Annotated in this window: 16 protein-coding genes; 7 read left to right on the top strand and 9 right to left on the bottom strand. The window is 65.2% G+C overall.

The genetic code is table 11. The features are described from left to right. The first annotated feature begins 88 nt into the window (after positions 1 to 88). The 5 genes from DM872_RS21010 to gcvP all read left to right on the top strand — a co-directional run bounded on the left by DM872_RS21010 (position 89) and on the right by gcvP (position 7,471). A complete protein-coding gene (locus tag DM872_RS21010) occupies positions 89 to 1,090 on the top strand; it encodes an extracellular solute-binding protein (RefSeq protein ID WP_179061274.1) in 1,002 nt (333 codons plus the stop codon). 73 nt (positions 1,091 to 1,163) lie between these two features. After that, positions 1,164 to 2,783: an ABC transporter permease gene (locus DM872_RS21005; protein WP_179061273.1), complete on the top strand. Its 1,620-nt coding sequence runs from the start codon at positions 1,164 to 1,166 to the stop codon at positions 2,781 to 2,783. 219 nt (positions 2,784 to 3,002) lie between these two features. Beyond that, positions 3,003 to 4,085 (top strand): glycine cleavage system aminomethyltransferase GcvT, encoded by a 1,083-nt coding sequence (gene gcvT, locus DM872_RS21000; RefSeq protein ID WP_179061272.1) that lies wholly within the window; start codon positions 3,003 to 3,005, stop codon positions 4,083 to 4,085. Positions 4,086 to 4,128: 43 nt separating this feature from the next. Next, positions 4,129 to 4,518 carry a glycine cleavage system protein GcvH gene (gene gcvH, locus DM872_RS20995; RefSeq protein WP_179061271.1) on the top strand — a complete coding sequence of 130 codons (390 nt, stop codon included), beginning with the start codon at positions 4,129 to 4,131 and terminating at the stop codon, positions 4,516 to 4,518. A 76-nt stretch (positions 4,519 to 4,594) separates the two neighbouring features. Beyond that, the gene (gene gcvP / locus DM872_RS20990) at positions 4,595 to 7,471 is read left to right on the top strand and encodes an aminomethyl-transferring glycine dehydrogenase (protein WP_179061270.1); all 2,877 of its coding nucleotides are present in this window, start codon (positions 4,595 to 4,597) and stop codon (positions 7,469 to 7,471) included. A gap of 252 nt (positions 7,472 to 7,723) precedes the next feature. Here gcvP and DM872_RS20985 read toward each other — a convergent pair whose 3' ends face one another. The 7 genes from DM872_RS20985 to DM872_RS20955 form a co-directional block, all read right to left on the bottom strand. Beyond that, positions 7,724 to 8,032, bottom strand: coding sequence for a DUF2388 domain-containing protein (locus DM872_RS20985; protein ID WP_179061269.1), 309 nt, complete (start codon positions 8,030 to 8,032; stop codon positions 7,724 to 7,726). 103 nt (positions 8,033 to 8,135) lie between these two features. Next, positions 8,136 to 10,445 carry a tetratricopeptide repeat protein gene (locus tag DM872_RS20980; protein ID WP_179061268.1) on the bottom strand — a complete coding sequence of 770 codons (2,310 nt, stop codon included), beginning with the start codon at positions 10,443 to 10,445 and terminating at the stop codon, positions 8,136 to 8,138. A 93-nt stretch (positions 10,446 to 10,538) separates the two neighbouring features. Next, positions 10,539 to 10,940 (bottom strand): hypothetical protein, encoded by a 402-nt coding sequence (locus DM872_RS20975; protein WP_179061267.1) that lies wholly within the window; start codon positions 10,938 to 10,940, stop codon positions 10,539 to 10,541. An 85-nt stretch (positions 10,941 to 11,025) separates the two neighbouring features. Further along, entirely contained in the window at positions 11,026 to 11,472 is a 447-nt protein-coding gene (locus DM872_RS20970; protein WP_179061266.1) for an NfeD family protein, read from the bottom strand. Between the two features lie 4 nt (positions 11,473 to 11,476). Continuing rightward, positions 11,477 to 12,397: an SPFH domain-containing protein gene (locus DM872_RS20965; protein ID WP_179061265.1), complete on the bottom strand. Its 921-nt coding sequence runs from the start codon at positions 12,395 to 12,397 to the stop codon at positions 11,477 to 11,479. A gap of 67 nt (positions 12,398 to 12,464) precedes the next feature. Continuing rightward, the gene (locus tag DM872_RS20960; protein ID WP_179061264.1) at positions 12,465 to 14,249 is read right to left on the bottom strand and encodes a GspE/PulE family protein; all 1,785 of its coding nucleotides are present in this window, start codon (positions 14,247 to 14,249) and stop codon (positions 12,465 to 12,467) included. Between the two features lie 103 nt (positions 14,250 to 14,352). Beyond that, a complete protein-coding gene (locus tag DM872_RS20955; RefSeq protein ID WP_179061263.1) occupies positions 14,353 to 14,667 on the bottom strand; it encodes a hypothetical protein in 315 nt (104 codons plus the stop codon). 126 nt (positions 14,668 to 14,793) lie between these two features. Here DM872_RS20955 and DM872_RS20950 point away from each other — a divergent pair, with 126 nt between their 5' ends. Continuing rightward, positions 14,794 to 15,261: an Lrp/AsnC family transcriptional regulator gene (locus tag DM872_RS20950; protein WP_179061262.1), complete on the top strand. Its 468-nt coding sequence runs from the start codon at positions 14,794 to 14,796 to the stop codon at positions 15,259 to 15,261. Positions 15,262 to 15,389: 128 nt separating this feature from the next. Here the strand turns inward: DM872_RS20950 and DM872_RS20945 are convergent, their stop codons facing one another. Together DM872_RS20945 and DM872_RS20940 are read right to left on the bottom strand one after the other, a co-directional pair. Further along, complete coding sequence (locus DM872_RS20945; protein WP_179061261.1) at positions 15,390 to 16,067, bottom strand: DUF502 domain-containing protein; 678 nt, start codon at positions 16,065 to 16,067, stop codon at positions 15,390 to 15,392. Between the two features lie 22 nt (positions 16,068 to 16,089). Continuing rightward, entirely contained in the window at positions 16,090 to 17,454 is a 1,365-nt protein-coding gene (locus DM872_RS20940; protein ID WP_179061260.1) for a CYTH domain-containing protein, read from the bottom strand. Between the two features lie 139 nt (positions 17,455 to 17,593). Between DM872_RS20940 and argE the strand changes: the two genes are divergently transcribed. Further along, the gene (argE, locus tag DM872_RS20935; RefSeq protein ID WP_179061259.1) at positions 17,594 to 18,751 is read left to right on the top strand and encodes an acetylornithine deacetylase; all 1,158 of its coding nucleotides are present in this window, start codon (positions 17,594 to 17,596) and stop codon (positions 18,749 to 18,751) included. Positions 18,752 to 18,761 lie beyond the last annotated feature (10 nt).

The following is an 18,761-nucleotide window of genomic DNA, read 5'->3' as shown; positions in this document are numbered from 1 at the left end:
ATACATACCCCGACATATAAACCCTTAGAGTTCACAACTGAGGTTGACTATCATTCAGCCTTTGTTGCCATCACAAGAGGCTCCTGCAATGCGGGTACGTAAGTCCCTTTTCGCGCTCCTGGCGCTGTCCGCCGCCGCCATTCCGGCCCAGGCCGCCGATGAAGTGGTGGTCTACTCCTCGCGGATCGATGAGCTGATCAAGCCGGTTTTCGATGCCTACACCGCCAAGACCGGCGTGCAGATCAAGTTCATCACCGACAAGGAAGCTCCGCTGATGCAGCGGATCAAGGCCGAGGGCGATAACGGTGTTGCCGACCTGCTGCTCACCGTGGACGCCGGCAACCTCTGGCAGGCCGAGCAGATGGGCATCCTCCAGCCGTTCACCTCGCCGACCATCGACGCCAACATTCCGCCCCAGTACCGCTCCGGCGGCCACGCCTGGACCGGCCTGTCGCTGCGCGCGCGGACCATCGTCTACTCCACCGAGCGGGTGAAGCCGGAAGAGCTGTCCACCTATGAGGCGCTGGCCGACAAGAACTGGGAAGGGCGCCTCTGCCTGCGTACCGCGAAGAAGGTCTACAACCAGTCCCTGACCGCCACCCTCATCGAAACCCATGGCGCGGCCAAGACCGAGGAAATCCTCCAGGGCTGGGTGAACAACCTGGCCACCGATGTATTCGCCGACGACAACGCGGTGATCCAGGCGGTAGATGCCGGTCAGTGCGACGTCGGCATCGTCAACACCTACTACTACGGCCGCCTGCACAAGGAAAACCCGGAGCTGCGGGTGAAGATCTTCTGGCCGAACCAGGCTGACCGTGGCGTCCACGTCAACCTGTCCGGCGTCGGCCTGACCAAGCATGCGCCGCATCCCGAGGCCGCCAAGGCCCTGGTGGAGTGGATGACCACCGACGAGGCGCAGAGCCTGTTCGCCAGCATTAATCAAGAGTTCCCGGCCAATCCGAAGGTCAAGCCGTCCGATGAAGTGGCCGCCTGGGGCAGCTTCAAGGCGGACACCATCCCGGTGGAAGTCGCCGGCAAGCGCCAGGCTGAAGCCATCAAGATGATGGACCGGGTCGGCTGGAACTGATTCACCGCTCTGCCGCTATACTCGACGCCCCGGCCAGTCCGGGGCGTCCTGTTTCGATCCCCGAGAGGTTTGCGTGGCCCATCCCGCCCAGCGTCGCTGGTATCCCATCAGCTTTGCCGTCGCCGTCCTGGTCCTATTGCCCCTGAGCGTCCTGCTGCTGTCCTGGGGAGAGGTGGACGGGGAAATCTGGTCCCACCTGTGGGAAACCCAGATGCCACGCCTGCTGGGCAATACCCTGGTGCTGGTCACCGGCGTGTCGGTGGGCGTGACCGTGATCGGCGTCAGCCTGGCCTGGCTCACCAGCCTCTGCGAATTTCCCGGCCGGCGCTGGCTGGACTGGGCGCTGATGCTGCCATTCGCCGTTCCGGCGTACGTCCTGGCTTTCGTTTTCATCGGTCTATTCGATTTCTCCGGACCGGTGCAGACCCTGCTCCGCGAGTGGTTCGGCAGCGGCCTGCGGCTACCCCGGGTGCGCTCCACCGGCGGCGTGATCCTGGTGCTGGTGCTGGTCTTCTACCCCTACGTCTACCTGTTGGCCCGCGCCGCTTTCCTGGCTCAGGGCAAGGGCCTGATGGAAGCCGCCCGGGTGCTCGGGCAATCCCCCTGGCAGGCCTTCTGGCACGTCGCCCTGCCGATGGCCCGACCGGCGATCGGCGCTGGCCTGGCCCTTGCCATCATGGAGACCCTGGCCGACTTCGGCGCCGTGGCGGTCTTCAACTTCGATACCTTCACCACCGCCATCTACAAGACCTGGTACGGCTTCTTCAGCCTCTCCAGCGCCGCCCAGCTGGCCAGCCTGCTGCTGCTCGGCGTCTGCCTGGTGCTCTACGGCGAGCGCCGTGCCCGGGGTGCCAGCCGCCCGGCCAGCGAACGGCCACGAGGCAAGGCGCTGTATCACCTGCACGGGGTAAAGGCCCTGGCGGCGACCTGCTGGTGCTCACTGGTGTTCGCCTGCGCTTTCGTCATTCCCATGCTGCAACTGCTGGTGTGGTTCTGGCAGCGCGGCCGTTTTGATCTCGACGAGCGTTACGCCGGGCTGATCGTGCATACCCTCTACCTCGGTGGCATGGCGGCGCTGCTGACCGTTTGCGTTGCGCTGCTGCTGGCATTCGCCCGACGCCTGGCCCCGACTCGGCCGGTTCGCGCTGCAGTGGGGCTGGCCAACCTGGGCTACGCACTGCCGGGCTCGGTGCTGGCGGTGTCCATCATGCTTGCCTTCAGTTACCTCGACAGCCATCTGGTGATCCCCCTTTCCGGCTGGCTGGGGGGTGCCGGCAAGCCATTGCTGCTGGGCAGCCTCGGCGCCTTGCTGCTGGCTTACCTGGTGCGCTTCATGGCGGTCGCCTATGGACCGCTGGAAAACGGCCTGGCACGTATCCGTCCGTCCTTACCGGAAGCGTCCCGCAGCCTCGGCGTCGGTGGCCCGGCGCTGTTCTTCCGGGTTTACCTGCCCTTGCTGGTGCCGGGCACGCTCAGTGCGGCATTGCTGGTGTTCGTCGATGTCCTCAAGGAAATGCCCGCCACCCTGCTGATGCGCCCTTTCGGCTGGGACACTCTGGCTGTGCGCATTTTCGAGATGACCAGCGAAGGCGAATGGGCGCGCGCGGCGTTGCCCGCCCTGACCCTGGTGCTGGTCGGCCTGCTGCCAGTGATCGGCCTGATACGCCGTTCGGCACGACGGTTCGGCCACTAAAGCCGAATTCGGAGGCGCGCCGAGGCCCGAGCGAGACAGGTCGCGATGGCCTTTGGCCTGCTCGCGGGAGCGGTATCTGCTAACGGGCGGCTGGAGTGTCCACTGTCCCACCTTGCGGCTACAATGCGCGCCATTCGTTGCGGCCCACCCCGCCGCGGCAGCGGATGAATCCGCTCCGAAGGCCCGCCGCATCCTCGCCAAGCCCGGAAGGAGAAACCCATGGGACAGCGCACTCCATTGCATGACCAACACGTGGCGCTGGGAGCCAAGATGGTCGATTTCGGCGGCTGGGACATGCCGCTGCACTACGGCTCCCAGGTCGAGGAGCACCATCAGGTGCGTCGCGATTGCGGCGTCTTCGACGTCTCCCACATGACGGTGGTGGATGTTGCCGGCAGCCAGGCCAAGTCCTGGCTCCAGCACCTGCTGGCCAACGATGTGGAGCGCCTGCAGGCTCCCGGCAAGGCTCTCTACAGCGCCATGCTCGACGAAAAGGGCGGGATCATCGACGACCTGATCGTTTACGTCACCGACTTCGGCTACCGCCTGGTGGTCAATGCCGCCACGCGCGATAAGGACCTGGCCTGGATGCAAGCTCGCAGCCAGGGCTTCGACGTCAGCCTGACCGAGCGCACCGACCTGGCCGTGCTCGCCATCCAGGGCCCCACTGCCCGTGCCAAGGTAGCCGAGCTGCTCAGCACCGAACGCGCCGCACTGATTCACGAACTCAAACCCTTCCAGGGCCTGCCTGACGGCGACTGGTTCATCGCCCGTACCGGTTACACCGGCGAAGACGGCCTGGAAATCCTGCTGCCCGCCGACCAGGCCGCCGGCTTCTTCAACGAGCTGGTGGGCGCCGGCATCGCCCCCATCGGTCTCGGTGCCCGCGACACCCTGCGCCTGGAGGCCGGCATGAACCTCTATGGCCAGGACATGACCGAGGAGGCCTCCCCGCTGGTTTCCAACATGGCCTGGACCGTTGCCTGGGAGCCCGAATCCCGCGACTTCATCGGTCGTCAGGCACTGGAAACCGAACGTGCCGCCGGTGTGGCGAGCAAGCTGGTCGGCCTGGTGCTGGAAGAGCGCGGCGTGCTGCGTGCCCATCAGGTGGTGCGCGTGGAAGGCGTCGGCGAGGGTGAAATCACCAGCGGCAGCTTCTCCCCGACCCTGAACAAATCCATTGCCATGGCGCGTGTGCCGATGGCCACCGGCGATCGTGCCGAAGTGGAAATCCGCGGCAAGTGGTTCCCGGTTCGTGTCGTTCGGCCGAACTTCGTGCGCAATGGCAAAGCCTTGATCTAAATTTTCAGGCGGGCCATCCGCCACAGACTCTGAGGAATTCGACATGAGCAACATCCCCGCTGAACTGCGTTACGCCCCGAGCCACGAGTGGGCCCGTCTGGAAGCCGATGGCACTGTGACCGTGGGCATCAGCGACCATGCCCAGGAAGCCCTGGGTGACGTGGTCTTCGTCGAACTGCCGGAAGTCGGCAAGACCCTGTCCGCCGGTCAGGAAGCAGGCGTGGTGGAGTCGGTGAAGGCCGCTTCCGACATCTACGCTCCGATCGCCGGTGAAGTGATCGCCGTGAACGAAGCCGTGAGCGATGCTCCCGAGAGCGTCAACAGCGATCCGTATGGCGCCTGGTTCTTCAAGCTCAAGCCCAACAACGCGGCCGACCTGGACAAACTGCTCGACGCCGCCGCCTACAAGGCAGCCGCCGACGCCGATAGCTGATTCACCCGCTATCCTTCAAAAAGCCTCGCTAGTCGAGGCTTTTTGTTTTTCGATGAGGCCAAACGAGGTTCTGCCCATGTCCCAGATGCCCTCGCTGTCGCAGCTCCAACAGCCCGATGCCTTTCTTCGTCGCCACCTGGGTCCGGACGATGCGGAGCAGCAGGCGATGCTGGAAACCCTCGGCCTCGCCAGCCGCGATGACCTGATCGTGCAGACGGTGCCGCCGGCGATCCGCCTCAATCGGCCCCTGGAGCTGCCGGCGGCGCTGGACGAGCAGCAGGCACTGGCGAAGTTGCGTGGCTACGCCGAGCAGAACCAGCTGTGGACCAACCTCATCGGCATGGGTTACTACGGCACCGTCACCCCCACGGTGATCCTGCGCAATGTGCTGGAGAACCCTGGCTGGTACACCGCCTACACCCCTTATCAACCGGAAATCGCCCAGGGTCGGCTGGAAGCGCTGCTGAACTTCCAGCAACTGACCATCGACCTCACCGGGCTCGACCTCGCCAGCGCCTCCCTGCTGGATGAAGCCACCGCTGCCGCCGAAGCCATGGCCCTGGCCAAGCGGGTGGCGAAGTCGAAGAGCAACCTGTTCTTCGTCGACGAGGACTGTCACCCACAGACGATCTCGGTGGTGCAGACCCGCGCTGACGCCTTCGGCTTCGAGGTGGTGGTGGACCATGTGGATAACCTTGCCCAGCACCAGGTATTCGGCGCGCTGCTGCAATATCCCGACACCCACGGCGAAATCCGTGACCTGCGTCCGCTCATCGAACACCTGCACGGGCAGCAGGCACTGGCCTGCGTCGGTAGCGACCTGCTCAGCCTGCTGCTGCTGACGCCGCCCGGCGAACTGGGCGCCGATGTGGTGTTCGGCTCGGCGCAGCGTTTCGGCGTGCCCATGGGTTACGGCGGTCCGCATGCCGCGTTCTTCGCGACCCGTGACGACTTCAAGCGTGCCATGCCGGGCCGGATCATCGGCGTATCCAAGGATGCGCGGGGCAACGTCGCCCTGCGCATGGCCCTGCAGACCCGCGAACAACACATCCGTCGCGAGAAGGCCAACTCCAATATCTGCACGGCACAGGTGCTGTTGGCCAACATCGCCAGTTGCTACGCCGTCTACCACGGTCCGGAGGGGCTGAAGCGGATCGCCCAACGCGTCCACCGGCTCACCGCGATCCTCGCCGAAGGCCTGGCGCGCCGGGGTATCCAGCGCGACAACCAGTACTACTTCGACACCCTTACACTGGATGTCGGGGGCAGCCAGACCGCCGTCATCGAATCCGCCAAGGCGGCGCGCATCAACCTGCGCATCCTGGGGCGCGGCAAGCTGGGGGTCAGCCTCGATGAAACCTGCACGGCGGAAACCGTGGAGCAGTTGTTCTGCATCTTCCTCGGCGCGGACCACGGCCTGTCCGTCGCCGAACTGGACGAAGCCATGCTGGATCCCGGCATCCCGCCGGAGCTTTCCCGCAGCAGCGACTACCTCGCCCACCCGGTGTTCAACGCGCACCACAGCGAAACCGAGATGCTGCGTTACCTGAAGCAACTGGAGAACAAGGACCTGGCGCTGAACCAGGCGATGATTCCGCTGGGCTCCTGCACCATGAAGCTCAACGCCACCAGCGAGATGATCCCCATCACCTGGCCGGAATTCGCCAACCTACATCCCTTCGCGCCCCGCGAGCAGGCGCTTGGCTACAAGCTGATGATCGACGAACTGGAGGCCTGGCTCTGCGCAATCACCGGCTTCGATGCCATCTGCATGCAGCCCAACTCAGGGGCCCAGGGCGAGTACGCCGGGCTGCTCGCCATTCGCCGCTACCACGAGAGCCGCGGTGAGGGGCATCGCAACATCTGCCTGATCCCGGCGTCCGCCCACGGTACCAACCCCGCGTCGGCCCAGATGGCGAGCATGCGGGTGGTGATCGTCGAGTGCGACCCGGAGGGCAACGTCGACCTGGAGGACCTCAAACGCAAGGCCGGCGAGGCGGGCGGCCAGCTGTCCTGCCTGATGGCCACCTACCCCTCGACCCACGGTGTGTACGAGGAAGGCATTCGCGAGATCTGCGAGGTTATCCACAGCCACGGCGGCCAGGTCTACATGGACGGTGCCAACCTCAATGCGCAGGTGGGCCTGGCGCGGCCGGCAGACATCGGGGCCGACGTGTCGCACATGAACCTGCACAAGACCTTCTGCATTCCCCACGGCGGTGGCGGGCCGGGCATGGGCCCGATCGGCATTCGCGCACATCTGGCGCCCTTCGTTGCCAACCATCCGGTGATCGAGCTGAAAGGGCCGAATCCCGAGAATGGCGCGGTCAGCGCGGCGCCCTGGGGCAGTGCGAGCATCCTGCCGATCAGCTGGATGTACATCGCCATGATGGGGCCGGAACTGGCCGATGCGACCGAGGTGGCCATCCTCAGTGCCAACTACCTGGCCCGCCAGCTCGGCGACGCCTACCCGGTGCTCTACAGCGGCCGTAATGGCCGGGTGGCCCACGAGTGCATCCTCGATTTGCGGCCGATCAAGGCGGAAACCGGCATCACCGAGGAAGACGTCGCCAAACGCCTGATGGATTACGGCTTCCACGCCCCGACCATGAGTTTCCCGGTACCCGGCACCCTGATGGTCGAACCCACCGAGAGCGAGAACAAGCACGAGCTGGACCGCTTCATCGAGGCGATGCTGAGTATTCGTGCCGAGATATCCAAGGTGCAGGCAGGAGACTGGCCGGCCGAGGACAATCCACTCAAACGCGCGCCGCATACCCTGGCCGACGTGACCGGCCATTGGGAACGGCCCTACAGTATCGAGGAGGCCGTCACCCCCAGCGGCCATACGCGGGACCACAAGTATTGGCCAACGGTGAATCGGGTGGACAACGTGTTTGGCGACCGCAACCTGTTCTGCGCCTGCGTGCCGGTCGAGGATTATCGGGAGTAGGGTGTAGGAGCGCTTGCTCGCCTTTCGCCAGCAAGCTGGCTCCTACATCCGAACCTTCGCGTATCCCTGTAGGAGCGAGCTTGCTCGCGAATCAACACCATTCGCCAGCAAGCTGGCTCCTACGTCCGAGCCTTCGCGTATCCCTGTAGGAGCGAGCTTGCTCGCGAAAGGCCCCGCGCAACCTCCACCATCACAAATGAATTCGCCCCCACAAGGTTTCAATCCTGTGGGGGCGAATTCATTCGCGAAGATTTACTGCTCGGTGGTGAGGATCGCGTTGGCCAGCTCGCTGTCGCTGGCTTTGAGATCCGGGTGTTCGCTGCGGATGCGCTGCAATGCAGCTTCAAGGTAAGGGCCGCGGATTTCGCCGCCGCTGGCGACAAAGCTGCTGGCATCGTCGCGTGCCGCGACTATCAGTTTGTCGTCCTTGAAGGTCATGTAGGTGGAGGCGGTGGTAGCGCCGGACGAGATGACATCGCGCCAGAAGTCACTGTCGGCCATTGCCGAACCCAGCGGTAGGGCGACCAGGGCGAAGACGGCTGCATACAGTCGAGTGCGCATAGCGTTTTACTCCGTTCTCGGGTGGACCTGAACATTCAGATTCGGCCCTTCATCCCTGAGTTCAACCTCTGCGCCAGTCGGTCCTGGCTTCTCGCCGGCCCACTCACTCTCGTCGTAGGGCGGGATCGTCCGGATTCTGCTGTTCCAGCTCCGCCAACAGCGCCTGCACCTTCTGGATCTGTCCGGCTTCGCGCCAGTAGTTGATCAGCGCCAGTCGCGCTTCGCGGTTGGCCGGATCGCGCTCCAGCAGCTCCTCCAAGCGATGGCAGGCCAGTTCGAGCTGGCCGCTGTCATGCAGTGCGACGGCGTAGACATAGTCGTACTGGCTATTCTTCGGCTCCAGCCGCACCGCTTCGGCGAAGGCCTTGAGGGCCGTCGGCAGATCGCCCTTGCGCACCAGCATCAGGCCGTTGGCGTATTGCAGCAGCGCCGCCTCGGGGTGTTCCTTCAGGCCCTGTTCGAGCAGGGCGCGGCCCTCTTCCCAGCGGAAGTTGCCATCCAGCCACTGCACCAGGGCGACCAGCGCCGGCAGGAAGGTCGGATCGCGCTGCAGCGCAGTGCGCAGGTGCGGTTCCACGGCGCCGGAGCGGCCATTGGCCTGGTACAGCATGGCCAGATTGAGATTGGCCTCGGCGCGTTCCTGCAGGCTCAGCTGCACGGCTTCGTACTCGTCGATGGCCTTGCTCCAGCTCGACTCGTAGTTGCCCAGTCCGGTGCTGTGCATGCCGAGCAGTGCATAGGCGGCGGCGATGCGCACCGCGCGTACTGGGTCGCTCAGCAGCGGCGCCAGTACATTGCGGCGCTGCTCCGGTGGCACCAGCGCCGCAACAGCCTTGACCGCCGCCTCGCGCACCTGCGGCGCCAGGTGGCTCAGGTCGCGGGCTGCAGCCTTGAGCGCGCGCTCGCTGGGGTAGGTCGGCAGCTCGGCCAGCAGGGTGGCGCGGCGAATGGCGGGCAAACCCTGCGCGTCCAACTGCTGGAACAGCGCGCGCGAAGCCCCTGGCTTGCCGTTGCGGATCAGCCACAGGCTCTCGTCGTAGCGCGGGGCTGCGGCCTTGCTCTCGCCATACCAGAGACGGAACTGCTCGGCGACCTGGTCGCCCGGCTGGTCACGGTGGCAAGCCAGGCAGGCATCGGAGGTACCCAGACGCAGGGCGCGGGCGGGATTGGGCAGGGTGAAACCGTGGTCGTGGCGGTAGTCGTTGACCATGAAGAATTTGCCCGGCATGTGGCAGTCCACGCATTGGGCGCCCGGCTGTCCGGGGTTGTGATGGTGGTGCTCGGGGGATTCGTAGTTCTTCGCTTTCAGGCCCTGGCCGTCGATACCTTCGATGCCGGCCTTGCCAGCGGGGTTGTGGCATTGCAGGCAGACGCCATTGCCCGAGGCCTTGAGCGCCGTGCTGTGGGGGTTGTGGCAGTTGCTGCAGCGCACGCCCTTGGAAAACATCTTGCTCTGGGTGAAGGCGCCGTACTCGAACACCTCTTCCTTGATCTTGCCGTCGATCTCGTAGAGCTCGCGGGTCAGCGCGCTGGGCAGGTAATCGTCCATCAACCGGCGTTCGCTGTGGTAGCCATCATCCAGCGGCGCGCGGCGGGAATGGCAGCGGGCACAGGTCTCCACTTCCTTGATCCTGTCGCTTGTCGCGAGGTCGTAGGCGAAGCCGGCATTGGCCGCGCTGTTCTTCTTCGCCGCCCACTCCAGATGCTTCGAGGCCGGGCCATGGCAGGCCTGGCAGCCGACGCCAAGGCTGTTCCAGTGGCTGGCGAAGCGGTCAGTGGCGGGGTCGTAGGCGCGCTTGAATCCGGTGGTATGGCACTCCACGCACATGAAGTTGGCGTTCTGCTGCGGACGGCTCCAGTGCAACGGGTCCTTGAAGTCCACGCCCTGGCCCGGATAGAGGTGGAACCAGGCGCGTTTCTCCACATCCCAGGCCACGCCGAGGGCCTGCAGACGGCCACCGGGAACTTCGATCAGGTACTGCTGCAGCGGGGCGACGCCGAAGGCATAGGCAACGCGGAAGTCGGCAGGCTTGCCGTCGACGCCGGGCGCATTGACCCAGAAGCCGCCGTCCTTGCGGAAGAACCGGGTGGTTTCCTTGTCGTCCTTGAAGCTGGCGTCGTTGAAATCGCCGAGCACGCTGCTGTCGGTGGCGTCCTGCATCGCCAACTGGTGATGGCTGCCTTGCCAGTCCCTGGTTTGCTGGGCATGGCAGCCGGCGCACTGGCCTTCATCTACGAGGCTAGCGGGCTGGGTGCTGGCAACGGGCGGCGGTTTCCTGCCGGGCAGCCCCCCGGTGCCGCCCTCCATGTACAGCCAGGCTCCCAGGCTGATCAATAGCAGCAAGCCCGCCAGGACGGGATAGACAGGGCGCCGTACCGGTTTGGGCGGGGCCTTCTTGTGGTGCTTCGACATGCAGACATCCGCTGTGCTGGCGAGCGTTTTTCACGGTGGCGTGCAGGTTCCGTGAATGTGCCGGAGCCCGTCAAGGCTGCATGTCGATCCCGTTCAGCGATAGCGAATGATGATGCCCTTCAGCTTGCGTCCGTTGATGGTCTCCACATCCCGCGCCCAGAGCGGTCCGCTGACATAGGCGGAAACCGGCTGGATACGGTCATAGACAACCACCACGGCATGGCCGCCGATTTTCGCCGCTTCTTCGCGCAGCTTCTGCTCGATATCGGTGACCGGAGGCGGCGGCTCGGTGCTGGCGTCCACCACCACTTCGCCGAGGCGGTCATGGGGGCGGGCGGGTTCGCGGCGCAGCACTTCCACGCTGGCGGGGTCGGTGGGTGCGGCATGGGGCACGCCGACGTATTCGGTGGTCTGCGCATCGATGTTGGCGCAGGCGGCAAGCAACAGCAGGACGCCCGCCACGAGAAGCGGACGCTGGTGCTGGGTAGCGGACATGCTGGAACTCCCTTCGCAATGGCCAGGTTCGGCCTTGCAAGCCTAGCTGGCGATTGGCGGCCTGCCTGAGCGGCAGGCGGGACGATCAGATGGGTTCGACCTTCAGCAGCACGCCGTCCTGACCGACGACGCGCACCTGGCTACCAGCGGGCATGTCCGGCCCAGAGACGAGCCAGACGGAGTCGCCAGCGCGGATCTTGCCGCGACCGCCGCTGATGGCTTCATGCAAGGCGAACTCGCGACCGACGAACTCATAGCCGCGACGGTTCAGGCCGGGCTGGTCGGAGACCTTGGCGGCGCTGCGCTGGCGGCGCCACCAGAACACCGCAGTGAGGATGGAGAGGACGCCGAACAGCAGGAACTGGATGGCCCAGTGCAGTTCCGGGGCGATGAAAGTGATGACCCCGACGCAGGCGGCGGCCACACCGATCCACAGCAGGTAGCCGCCCGCGCCGAAGACTTCGAGGATCAGCAGCAGGGTGCCGAGGGCCAGCCAGTCCCAGTAGGTCAGGTGCTGGAGGTAGTTCCACATCGTTTCAGCCCTTCTTGCCGTCGAAGGTGGCACGGACGATTTCGCCGATGCCGCCCACGGCGCCGATCACCTGGCTGGCTTCCAGCGGCATCAGCACCACCTTGCTGTTGTTGGCGCTGGCCAGCTTGCCCAGCGCTTCCACGTATTTCTGTGCGACGAAGTAATTCACCGCCTGCACGTTGCCGTTGGCGATGGCCTCGGATACCACGCGGGTCGCCTCGGCTTCTGCCTGTGCGGCACGCTCACGGGCCTCGGCTTCGAGGAAGGCGGCGGTACGCTCGCCTTCGGCCTTGAGGATCTGCGCCTGCTTCTCGCCCTCGGCGGTGAGAATTTCCGCCTGGCGCCGGCCTTCGGCCTCGAGGACCTGGGCGCGCTTCAGGCGCTCGGCCTTCATCTGGCTGGCCATGGCTTCCACCAGATCGGCCGGCGGCGTGATGTCCTTGATCTCAATGCGGGTGACCTTGATGCCCCAGGGCGCGGTGGCTTCATCCACGGTGTGCAGCAGGCGCTCGTTGATCGCGTCGCGCTGGCTGAGCATCGCGTCCAACTCCATGGAGCCGAGCACGGTGCGGATGTTGGTCATCACCAGGTTGCGGATGGCGTGCTCCAGGTCGTTGACCTCGTAGGCCGCCTGGGCGGTGTTGATCACCTGGAAAAAGCACACGGCGTCGATGGTGACGATGGCGTTGTCGGCACTGATGGCTTCCTGCGGGGGAATGTCCAGCACGCTTTCCATGACGTTGATCTTGCGGCCGATGCGGTCCATCACCGGCACGATGATGTTCAGGCCCGGCTTGAGCGTGTTGGTGTAGCGGCCGAAGCGCTCCACGGTCCATTCGAAGCCTTGCGGCACGACCTTGAAGCCCATGAAGACGATTGCGATCGCCAGGGCGACGAAGAGGATGACGACACTGCCGATTTCCATGGGATCTGCTCCTTTTGCTGGCTGTATCTCGGTGACTGGGGCCCCTCCGCCCCAGCCGCCAAGCATTTCATTTCTGCTCGCTTTGTGGCGTGACCCGCAGCACTTCTTCGATGGTCGTCAGGCCCGAGGCGACTTTTTGCGCACCGGACAGGCGCAAGCTGCGCATGCCCTCCTTGAAGGCGGCCCGGCGCAACGCGATCAGGTCGGTATCGGCGGTGATCAGCGGTTTGATCGCATCGGACAGCAGCATGATCTCGTAGACCCCGGCACGACCGCGGTACCCGGTGTCGCGGCATTCGAGGCAACCGACGGCGTGGTGGGCGCCGGTGGGCAGCGGTGCGCTCCAGGGTTTGGTCAGGCTGGTCCAGTCCTCCTCGCGCAGCTCCATCGGTGCCTTGCAGTGCGGGCAGAGGGTCCGTACCAGGCGCTGGGCCATGACCCCGAGCAGGGTGGCGCGCAGCAGGTAGTAGGGCACACCCAGTTCCAGCAGGCGGGTAATGGCGCTGGGCGCGTCGTTGGTGTGCAGGGTGGAGAGCACCAGGTGGCCGGTCAGGGCGGCCTGGATGGCCATCTCGGCGGTTTCCAGGTCGCGGATTTCGCCGATCATGATGATGTCGGGGTCCTGCCGCATCAGCGCGCGTACGCCGCTGGCGAAGGTCAGGTCGATGTTGTGCTGCACCTGCATCTGGTTGAAGGCGCCCTCGATCATCTCGATGGGGTCTTCGATTGTGCAGACGTTCACCTCGCTGGTGGCCAGCTGCTTGAGGGTGGTGTAGAGCGTGGTGGTCTTGCCGGAGCCGGTGGGGCCGGTGACCAGGATGATGCCGTTGGGCTGGTTGGTCATGCTCTGCCAGCGGCGCAGGTCGTCCTGGGAGAAGCCGAGCTGGTCGAAGCTCTTCAGCAGCACCTCGGGGTCGAAGATCCGCATCACCATCTTCTCGCCGAAGGCGGTGGGCAGTGTGGAGAGACGCAGCTCCACCTCGCCGCCGTCCGGGGTCTTGGTCTTGACCCGGCCATCCTGGGGCTTGCGCTTTTCCGCCACGTTCATGCGCCCCAGGCTCTTCAGGCGACTGACCACCGCCATGGTCACCTGCGGCGGGAATTGATAGACGGTGTGCAGCACGCCGTCGATGCGGAAGCGCACGGTGCCCTGTTCGCGGCGCGGTTCGATGTGGATATCGCTGGCGCGCTGCTGGTAGGCGTACTGGAACAGCCAGTCGACGATGTTGACGATGTGCGCGTCGTTGGCGTCCGGTTCCTGTTCGTTGGAGCCCAACTTGAGCAACTGCTCGAAGTTGCCGACGCCGCTGATCTTCTGATCCACCGCGCTGGCGCCGCTGACCGATTTGGCCAGGCGGTAGAACTCCAGGGTGAATTTCTGGATGTCCACCGGGTTGGCGACCACCCGCTTGATCGGGCGCTTGAGCACATGGATCAGGTTGCTTTCCCAGCTCTGCACGAAGGGCTGGGCACTGGCGATGGTCACCGCTTCGCTGTTGGCGGCCACGGCGAGGATCTTGTGGCGCTGGGCAAAGGCGTAGGACATCAGCGGCGTGATGGCAGCGACGTCGATCTTCAGCGGGTCGATGCGCAGGTAGGGCTGGCCGGCGAGCTCGGCCAGCCAGTGGCTGAGGGTTTCCAGGTCGAGCTTCTTGCCCGGACGCTTGAGGTCGTCCACCTGCTGGCTGGCCAGGAACTCCAGCGGGTGCTGCTGGTTGTTCACCGCGCTACGGCGAATGGCCAGGCAATGTTCCGCCTGGTCCTGGCTCAGGCGACCCTGGGACACCAGTTCGCGCATCAGGTCGTTGAGATCCAGCCAACGATCCTGGGCGGGTGAGGCAAAGGCGGACATGCAGGCTCCTCGGTCACGCTGCTCAGTCTGGAAGAGTAGTCAAACGCTCTTCTCGTGGGACGGCAAGCATGCCCGAATTGCCATCATTGGGCTAAGCGCTGCATCAAGGAACCGGCGAGAACTCCAGCTCCACCGTGAACACGCTGACCAGCGAGCGCATCTTCTGCGCGATGACTTCGGCCCGGTGTGGGGTCAGCCCGGGCTGGCGCAGCTGGACCAGCAGGTTGTCGCCGAGCCGGTTGACCTCCAGCCAGCGCGGTACCAGTTGCAGCTGGGCGAAGAAGGCGAGCAGGCGGCCGAGGATGTCCGCTTCGGCCTCGGCGAGGATGGCGAACTGCATTTCACGTGCCTCGAACCGGGCAGTGTGCGGGTGCCAGTGGTCTTCGCGGGCGACGGGGGCGGACTGGAGGCTGAGCATGCTGGATTCCTCGGTGGGGAGGACGATAGTTTTCCAGCCTGGGGTGGGATTTTTCTGCCTGAATTACGTGGATTGGCAATATTTTTGGATAGACTTTCCTGGTTATCTTCAAAGCTGGGATTTTTTATGTCCGTCACTCTGGATGCCTACGACAAACGCATTCTCGACCTGCTGCAGGAGGATTCGAGCCTGTCCACCGCCGAGATCGCCGAGCGGGTGGGGCTGTCCCAGTCGCCCTGCTGGCGGCGCATTCAGCGCCTGAAGGACGAGGGTGTGATCCGCCGCCAGGTCACCCTGCTGGATCGGCGCAAGGTCGGTCTGAACGCGCAGATATTCGCCCAGGTCAAACTCAACGCCCACGGCCGCTCCAACCTCACCGAGTTCGCCGAGGCCATGCGGGAGTTTCCCGAGGTGCTGGAGTGCCATGTGCTGATGGGCGCGGTGGACTTCATGCTGCGCATCGTCACCCGCGACATCGAGGCCTACGAGCGCTTCTTCTTCGAGAAGCTGTCGCTGGTGCCGGGAATACAGGAAGTGAACTCCATCGTCGCGCTGTCGGAGATCAAGTCCACCACTAGCCTGCATATCGAGTAGGTTGCGGCAGAGCGTTTGTAGGGGCGATTTCAATCGCCGAACTTGTAGGAGCTAGCTTGCTAGCGAAAAGGAGCCCTTCGCTGGCAAGCCAGCTCCTACGGGCAATGCAGCTACCTGCAAATTCGCCCCTACACAAGTTCTTCCGGAGGCCTTGGCTCCTTAGCCAACTTCCCCGCCTGATGCGGCGGCGTGAGGCCCATGGACAGGTAGATGCTGGTCAGGCCTTCCACGCCCATCTCCGCCGGACGCAGCCACTCCACCGGGACGTAGATCAGCCCGCCACCCACAGGAATGGGCGCGGTCGGCACCAGGATGGCGCAGTAGCTTCGGCCGTCCAGTTCGAAGGTTTCCGGGTTCGGGCGCAGGGCCAGGACGGCGGCGCCCTCGCCACCGAAAATGCACCAGACCGGGCTCATGGCGGCGATGTCGGCGTTCTTGCTGCGGTCGAGCAGGCCGACGAAGCGGTCTGCCAGGCCATAAAGGCTGCCGATCAGCGGTGCGCGGCGCAGGGTCATGTCCAGCAACCAGGCCAGTGGGCGGCGCAGGCCGAGCTGCACCGCCAGGCCCAGGGGGTACAGGCTGCCCAGCAGCACCAGTGTGCCGACCAGGTACGCCAGCACCGGGTTGCTGGCGAAGGGTTGGCCGAGGGCGCCGAGGAGGTGGCCGATCACCGTGGAAGGCCCCACCAGCCGGTTCAGCAGGCTGAGCAGCCAGGCCAGCAACGCCAGGGTCAGCACCAGCGGCAGCAGGGCCAGCAGGCCGGTGAGCCAGGTGGTGACCACGGAGCGGAAGCTTTGCTTGAGCATGGCGGGTTCCCGGCGCGGTGCCTTACCTGGTCAGCGCCTTCCAGCCGCGCAGGCTGATCAGGGTCTGCGCCTGCTCGCTGCGTGCGGCCAGTACCTCGCCGTCCAGCGGCAGGGCCGCCAGCTCGGCGAACTTGGACAGCTCGCCGTAGGCGCGGTCGGCTTCCGGCACTTCCAGTACCTGGCGGGCCAGACGCAGCCAGACCAGCAGGCGCTCGATACGCGGCAGCTGCTCGGCCAGGTCCTCGGGCTGGCGCTTGTAACGTTCCAGCTTGAGGCCCTCGGCTTCGTCGGCGAGCAGGCGCGGCAGCCAGTTGCCCAGCGGTGCCTTGCCCTGGCGATTGCCGCGCTCGTTGCGCTCGACGGTCCAGGCGCGGGCCAGCAGCCAGCGCGAGGCATTGAGGGAGAACAGGCCCCAGCGGATGCCGGCGAGTTCTTCGGCAAACTGTTGCGGCGCGGCGTGGCGTACGGCTTCGTCCAGCTCACCGGCCTGGATGCGCGGGCGCCAATCCTGGAGCAGGGCGTCCAGGGCTTCGCGCAGGTTGTGGCTGCTGGCGCGCGGGGCGGCCTGGCCGAGGCTGCCGATCAGGGCGCGCAGGTCGACCAGTTGCTGCAGCCAGTCCACCAGCAGTTTCCAGTGGCCATTGAAGCGGTACTGCTCGGCCAGACGCTGGCTGCTGCCCAGCAGGTGCCAGGCCAGCGCGGTGAAGGCGTCGTCCAGCGGCAGCTCGGCGCTGAGTTCCGGGACCGGCAGGCTGAGGTGGTAGCTATTGGCGTCGTGCAGGCGATAACCACGCTCGGCCTTGCTGATGTCGCAGGGCATCAGCGGCAGGTCGGTGGCCAGTTCAGCGGCCAGTTCCAGCAGGGCCTCGGGCTCGCCCTGGCGCAATTCCAGCTCCAGTTCGCAGATTTCTTCTTCCTGCTTGCCGGCGATGACCTTGCCCAGGTCGAGCGCGGCCTCGATCACGACCTTGGCCTTGCCACGGCCCCAGGCGATCTCGGCCCGGTCGCGCTGGAAGTCGGTGGTGAAGATCGGCTTGAGCTGCTTCTTGTCCAGCTCGGCCAGGCTGGCGGGCCAGCACTCGTCGGTAAGCTTCTTCGGGTCCAGCTTGGCCTTGTCCAGGTACCAGTCCCACTCGTTGCGCTCGGACAGCCCGGCCACGCTCTGGCCACGGGTCTTGAGGGTCTGGATGAACTGCTCGCCGTCACGGCGCAGGCGCAGGGCCACGCGGGCCTGGGCCAGGTCCCGTTCGGGGGTGTCGAAGTACTGGTTGAAAAGCTCGCGGCGTTCCCAGCCGGACTTGTTGCGCTTCTTCAGCAGCGGATGGTCGCGCAGGGCTTCCAGGGTCTCGCGACTGGCGCGAAGCTTGATTTCGGTCTCTTTGTTCATCGCCGGGGTCTTTCAGACGCAGCCAGGGGGTGGCTACCAAGGCGGTGAAGTTTACAGGACCGGTCGGCAGCGTGCCGCAGCGGTTTCACCCGTCGCGGCCTTGAGCCTATGATGATCCCTCGTCCGAGGAGGTCCCCCGATGTCCGTTCCAGACCTGAAATCGCAGTTCGCCGCGCTGATCGCCACACCGTCGGTGAGTTGCACCCAGCCCAGTTGGGACCAGTCGAACCAGGCGGTGATCGAATTGCTGGCCGGTTGGCTAGGCGACCTCGGTTTCCGCTGCGAGATCCAGCAGGTGTCGCCGGGCAAGGCCAACCTGCTGGCGACCTACGGCACGGGCCCTGGCGGCCTGGTGCTGGCGGGCCATAGCGACACGGTGCCCTTCGACGCCGCCCTGTGGAAAACCGACCCGTTGAAGCTCAGTGAAGTCAGCAATCGCTGGTACGGCCTGGGCAGCTGCGACATGAAAGGTTTCTTTCCCCTGGCCATCGAGGCCGTACGCGGCCTGCTGGACCAGCGGTTCCAGCAGCCGCTGATCATCCTCGCCACCTGCGATGAGGAGAGTTCCATGGCCGGTGCCCGCGCCCTGGCCCAGGCCGGCCGACCGCTCGGTCGTGCGGCGGTGATCGGCGAGCCCACCGGACTCAAGCCTATTCGCCTGCACAAGGGCGTGATGATGGAGCGCATCGATATCCTCGGGCAGAGCGGCCATTCCTCTGATCCGAGCCTCGGCCACAGTGCCCTGGAAGCCATGCATGCGGTGATGAGCGACCTGATCGAGCTGCGCGGCGAATGGCAGCAGGAATTCCGCAATCCGCAATTCACCGTGCCGCAGCCCACGCTGAACCTCGGCTGCATCCACGGTGGCGACAACCCCAACCGCATCTGCGGCCAGTGCAGCCTGGAGTTCGACCTGCGCCCGTTGCCGGGAATGAACCCGGACACTCTGCGCGCCGTGATCCGCCAACGACTGCGCCCGGTGGCCGAGCATTACCAGGTGAAGATCGACTTCAAGCCGCTGTTCCCGGCGGTGCCGCCGTTCGAGCAGTCGCCGGAAAGTGATCTGGTGCGCCTGGCCGAACGTCTTACCGGCCATACGGCGCAGGCGGTGGCCTTCGGCACCGAAGCGCCGTATCTTCAGCAGCTCGGTTGCGAGACCCTGGTACTCGGCCCCGGCGACATCGCCTGCGCCCACCAGCCGGACGAGCATCTCGAACTGTCACGGATCGAGCCTACCGTTGCGCTATTGCGCCAGCTCATCCAGCATTACTGCCTTCAATCCGCCGCCACATCCTGACCGAGAGGGT

Origin of the sequence: Pseudomonas taiwanensis, assembly GCF_013393345.1 — a bacterium.
Classification (GTDB): domain Bacteria; phylum Pseudomonadota; class Gammaproteobacteria; order Pseudomonadales; family Pseudomonadaceae; genus Metapseudomonas; species Metapseudomonas resinovorans_C.
Note: the sequence above shows the minus strand (reverse complement) of the source record. Positions and strands in the feature narration are given on the sequence as shown.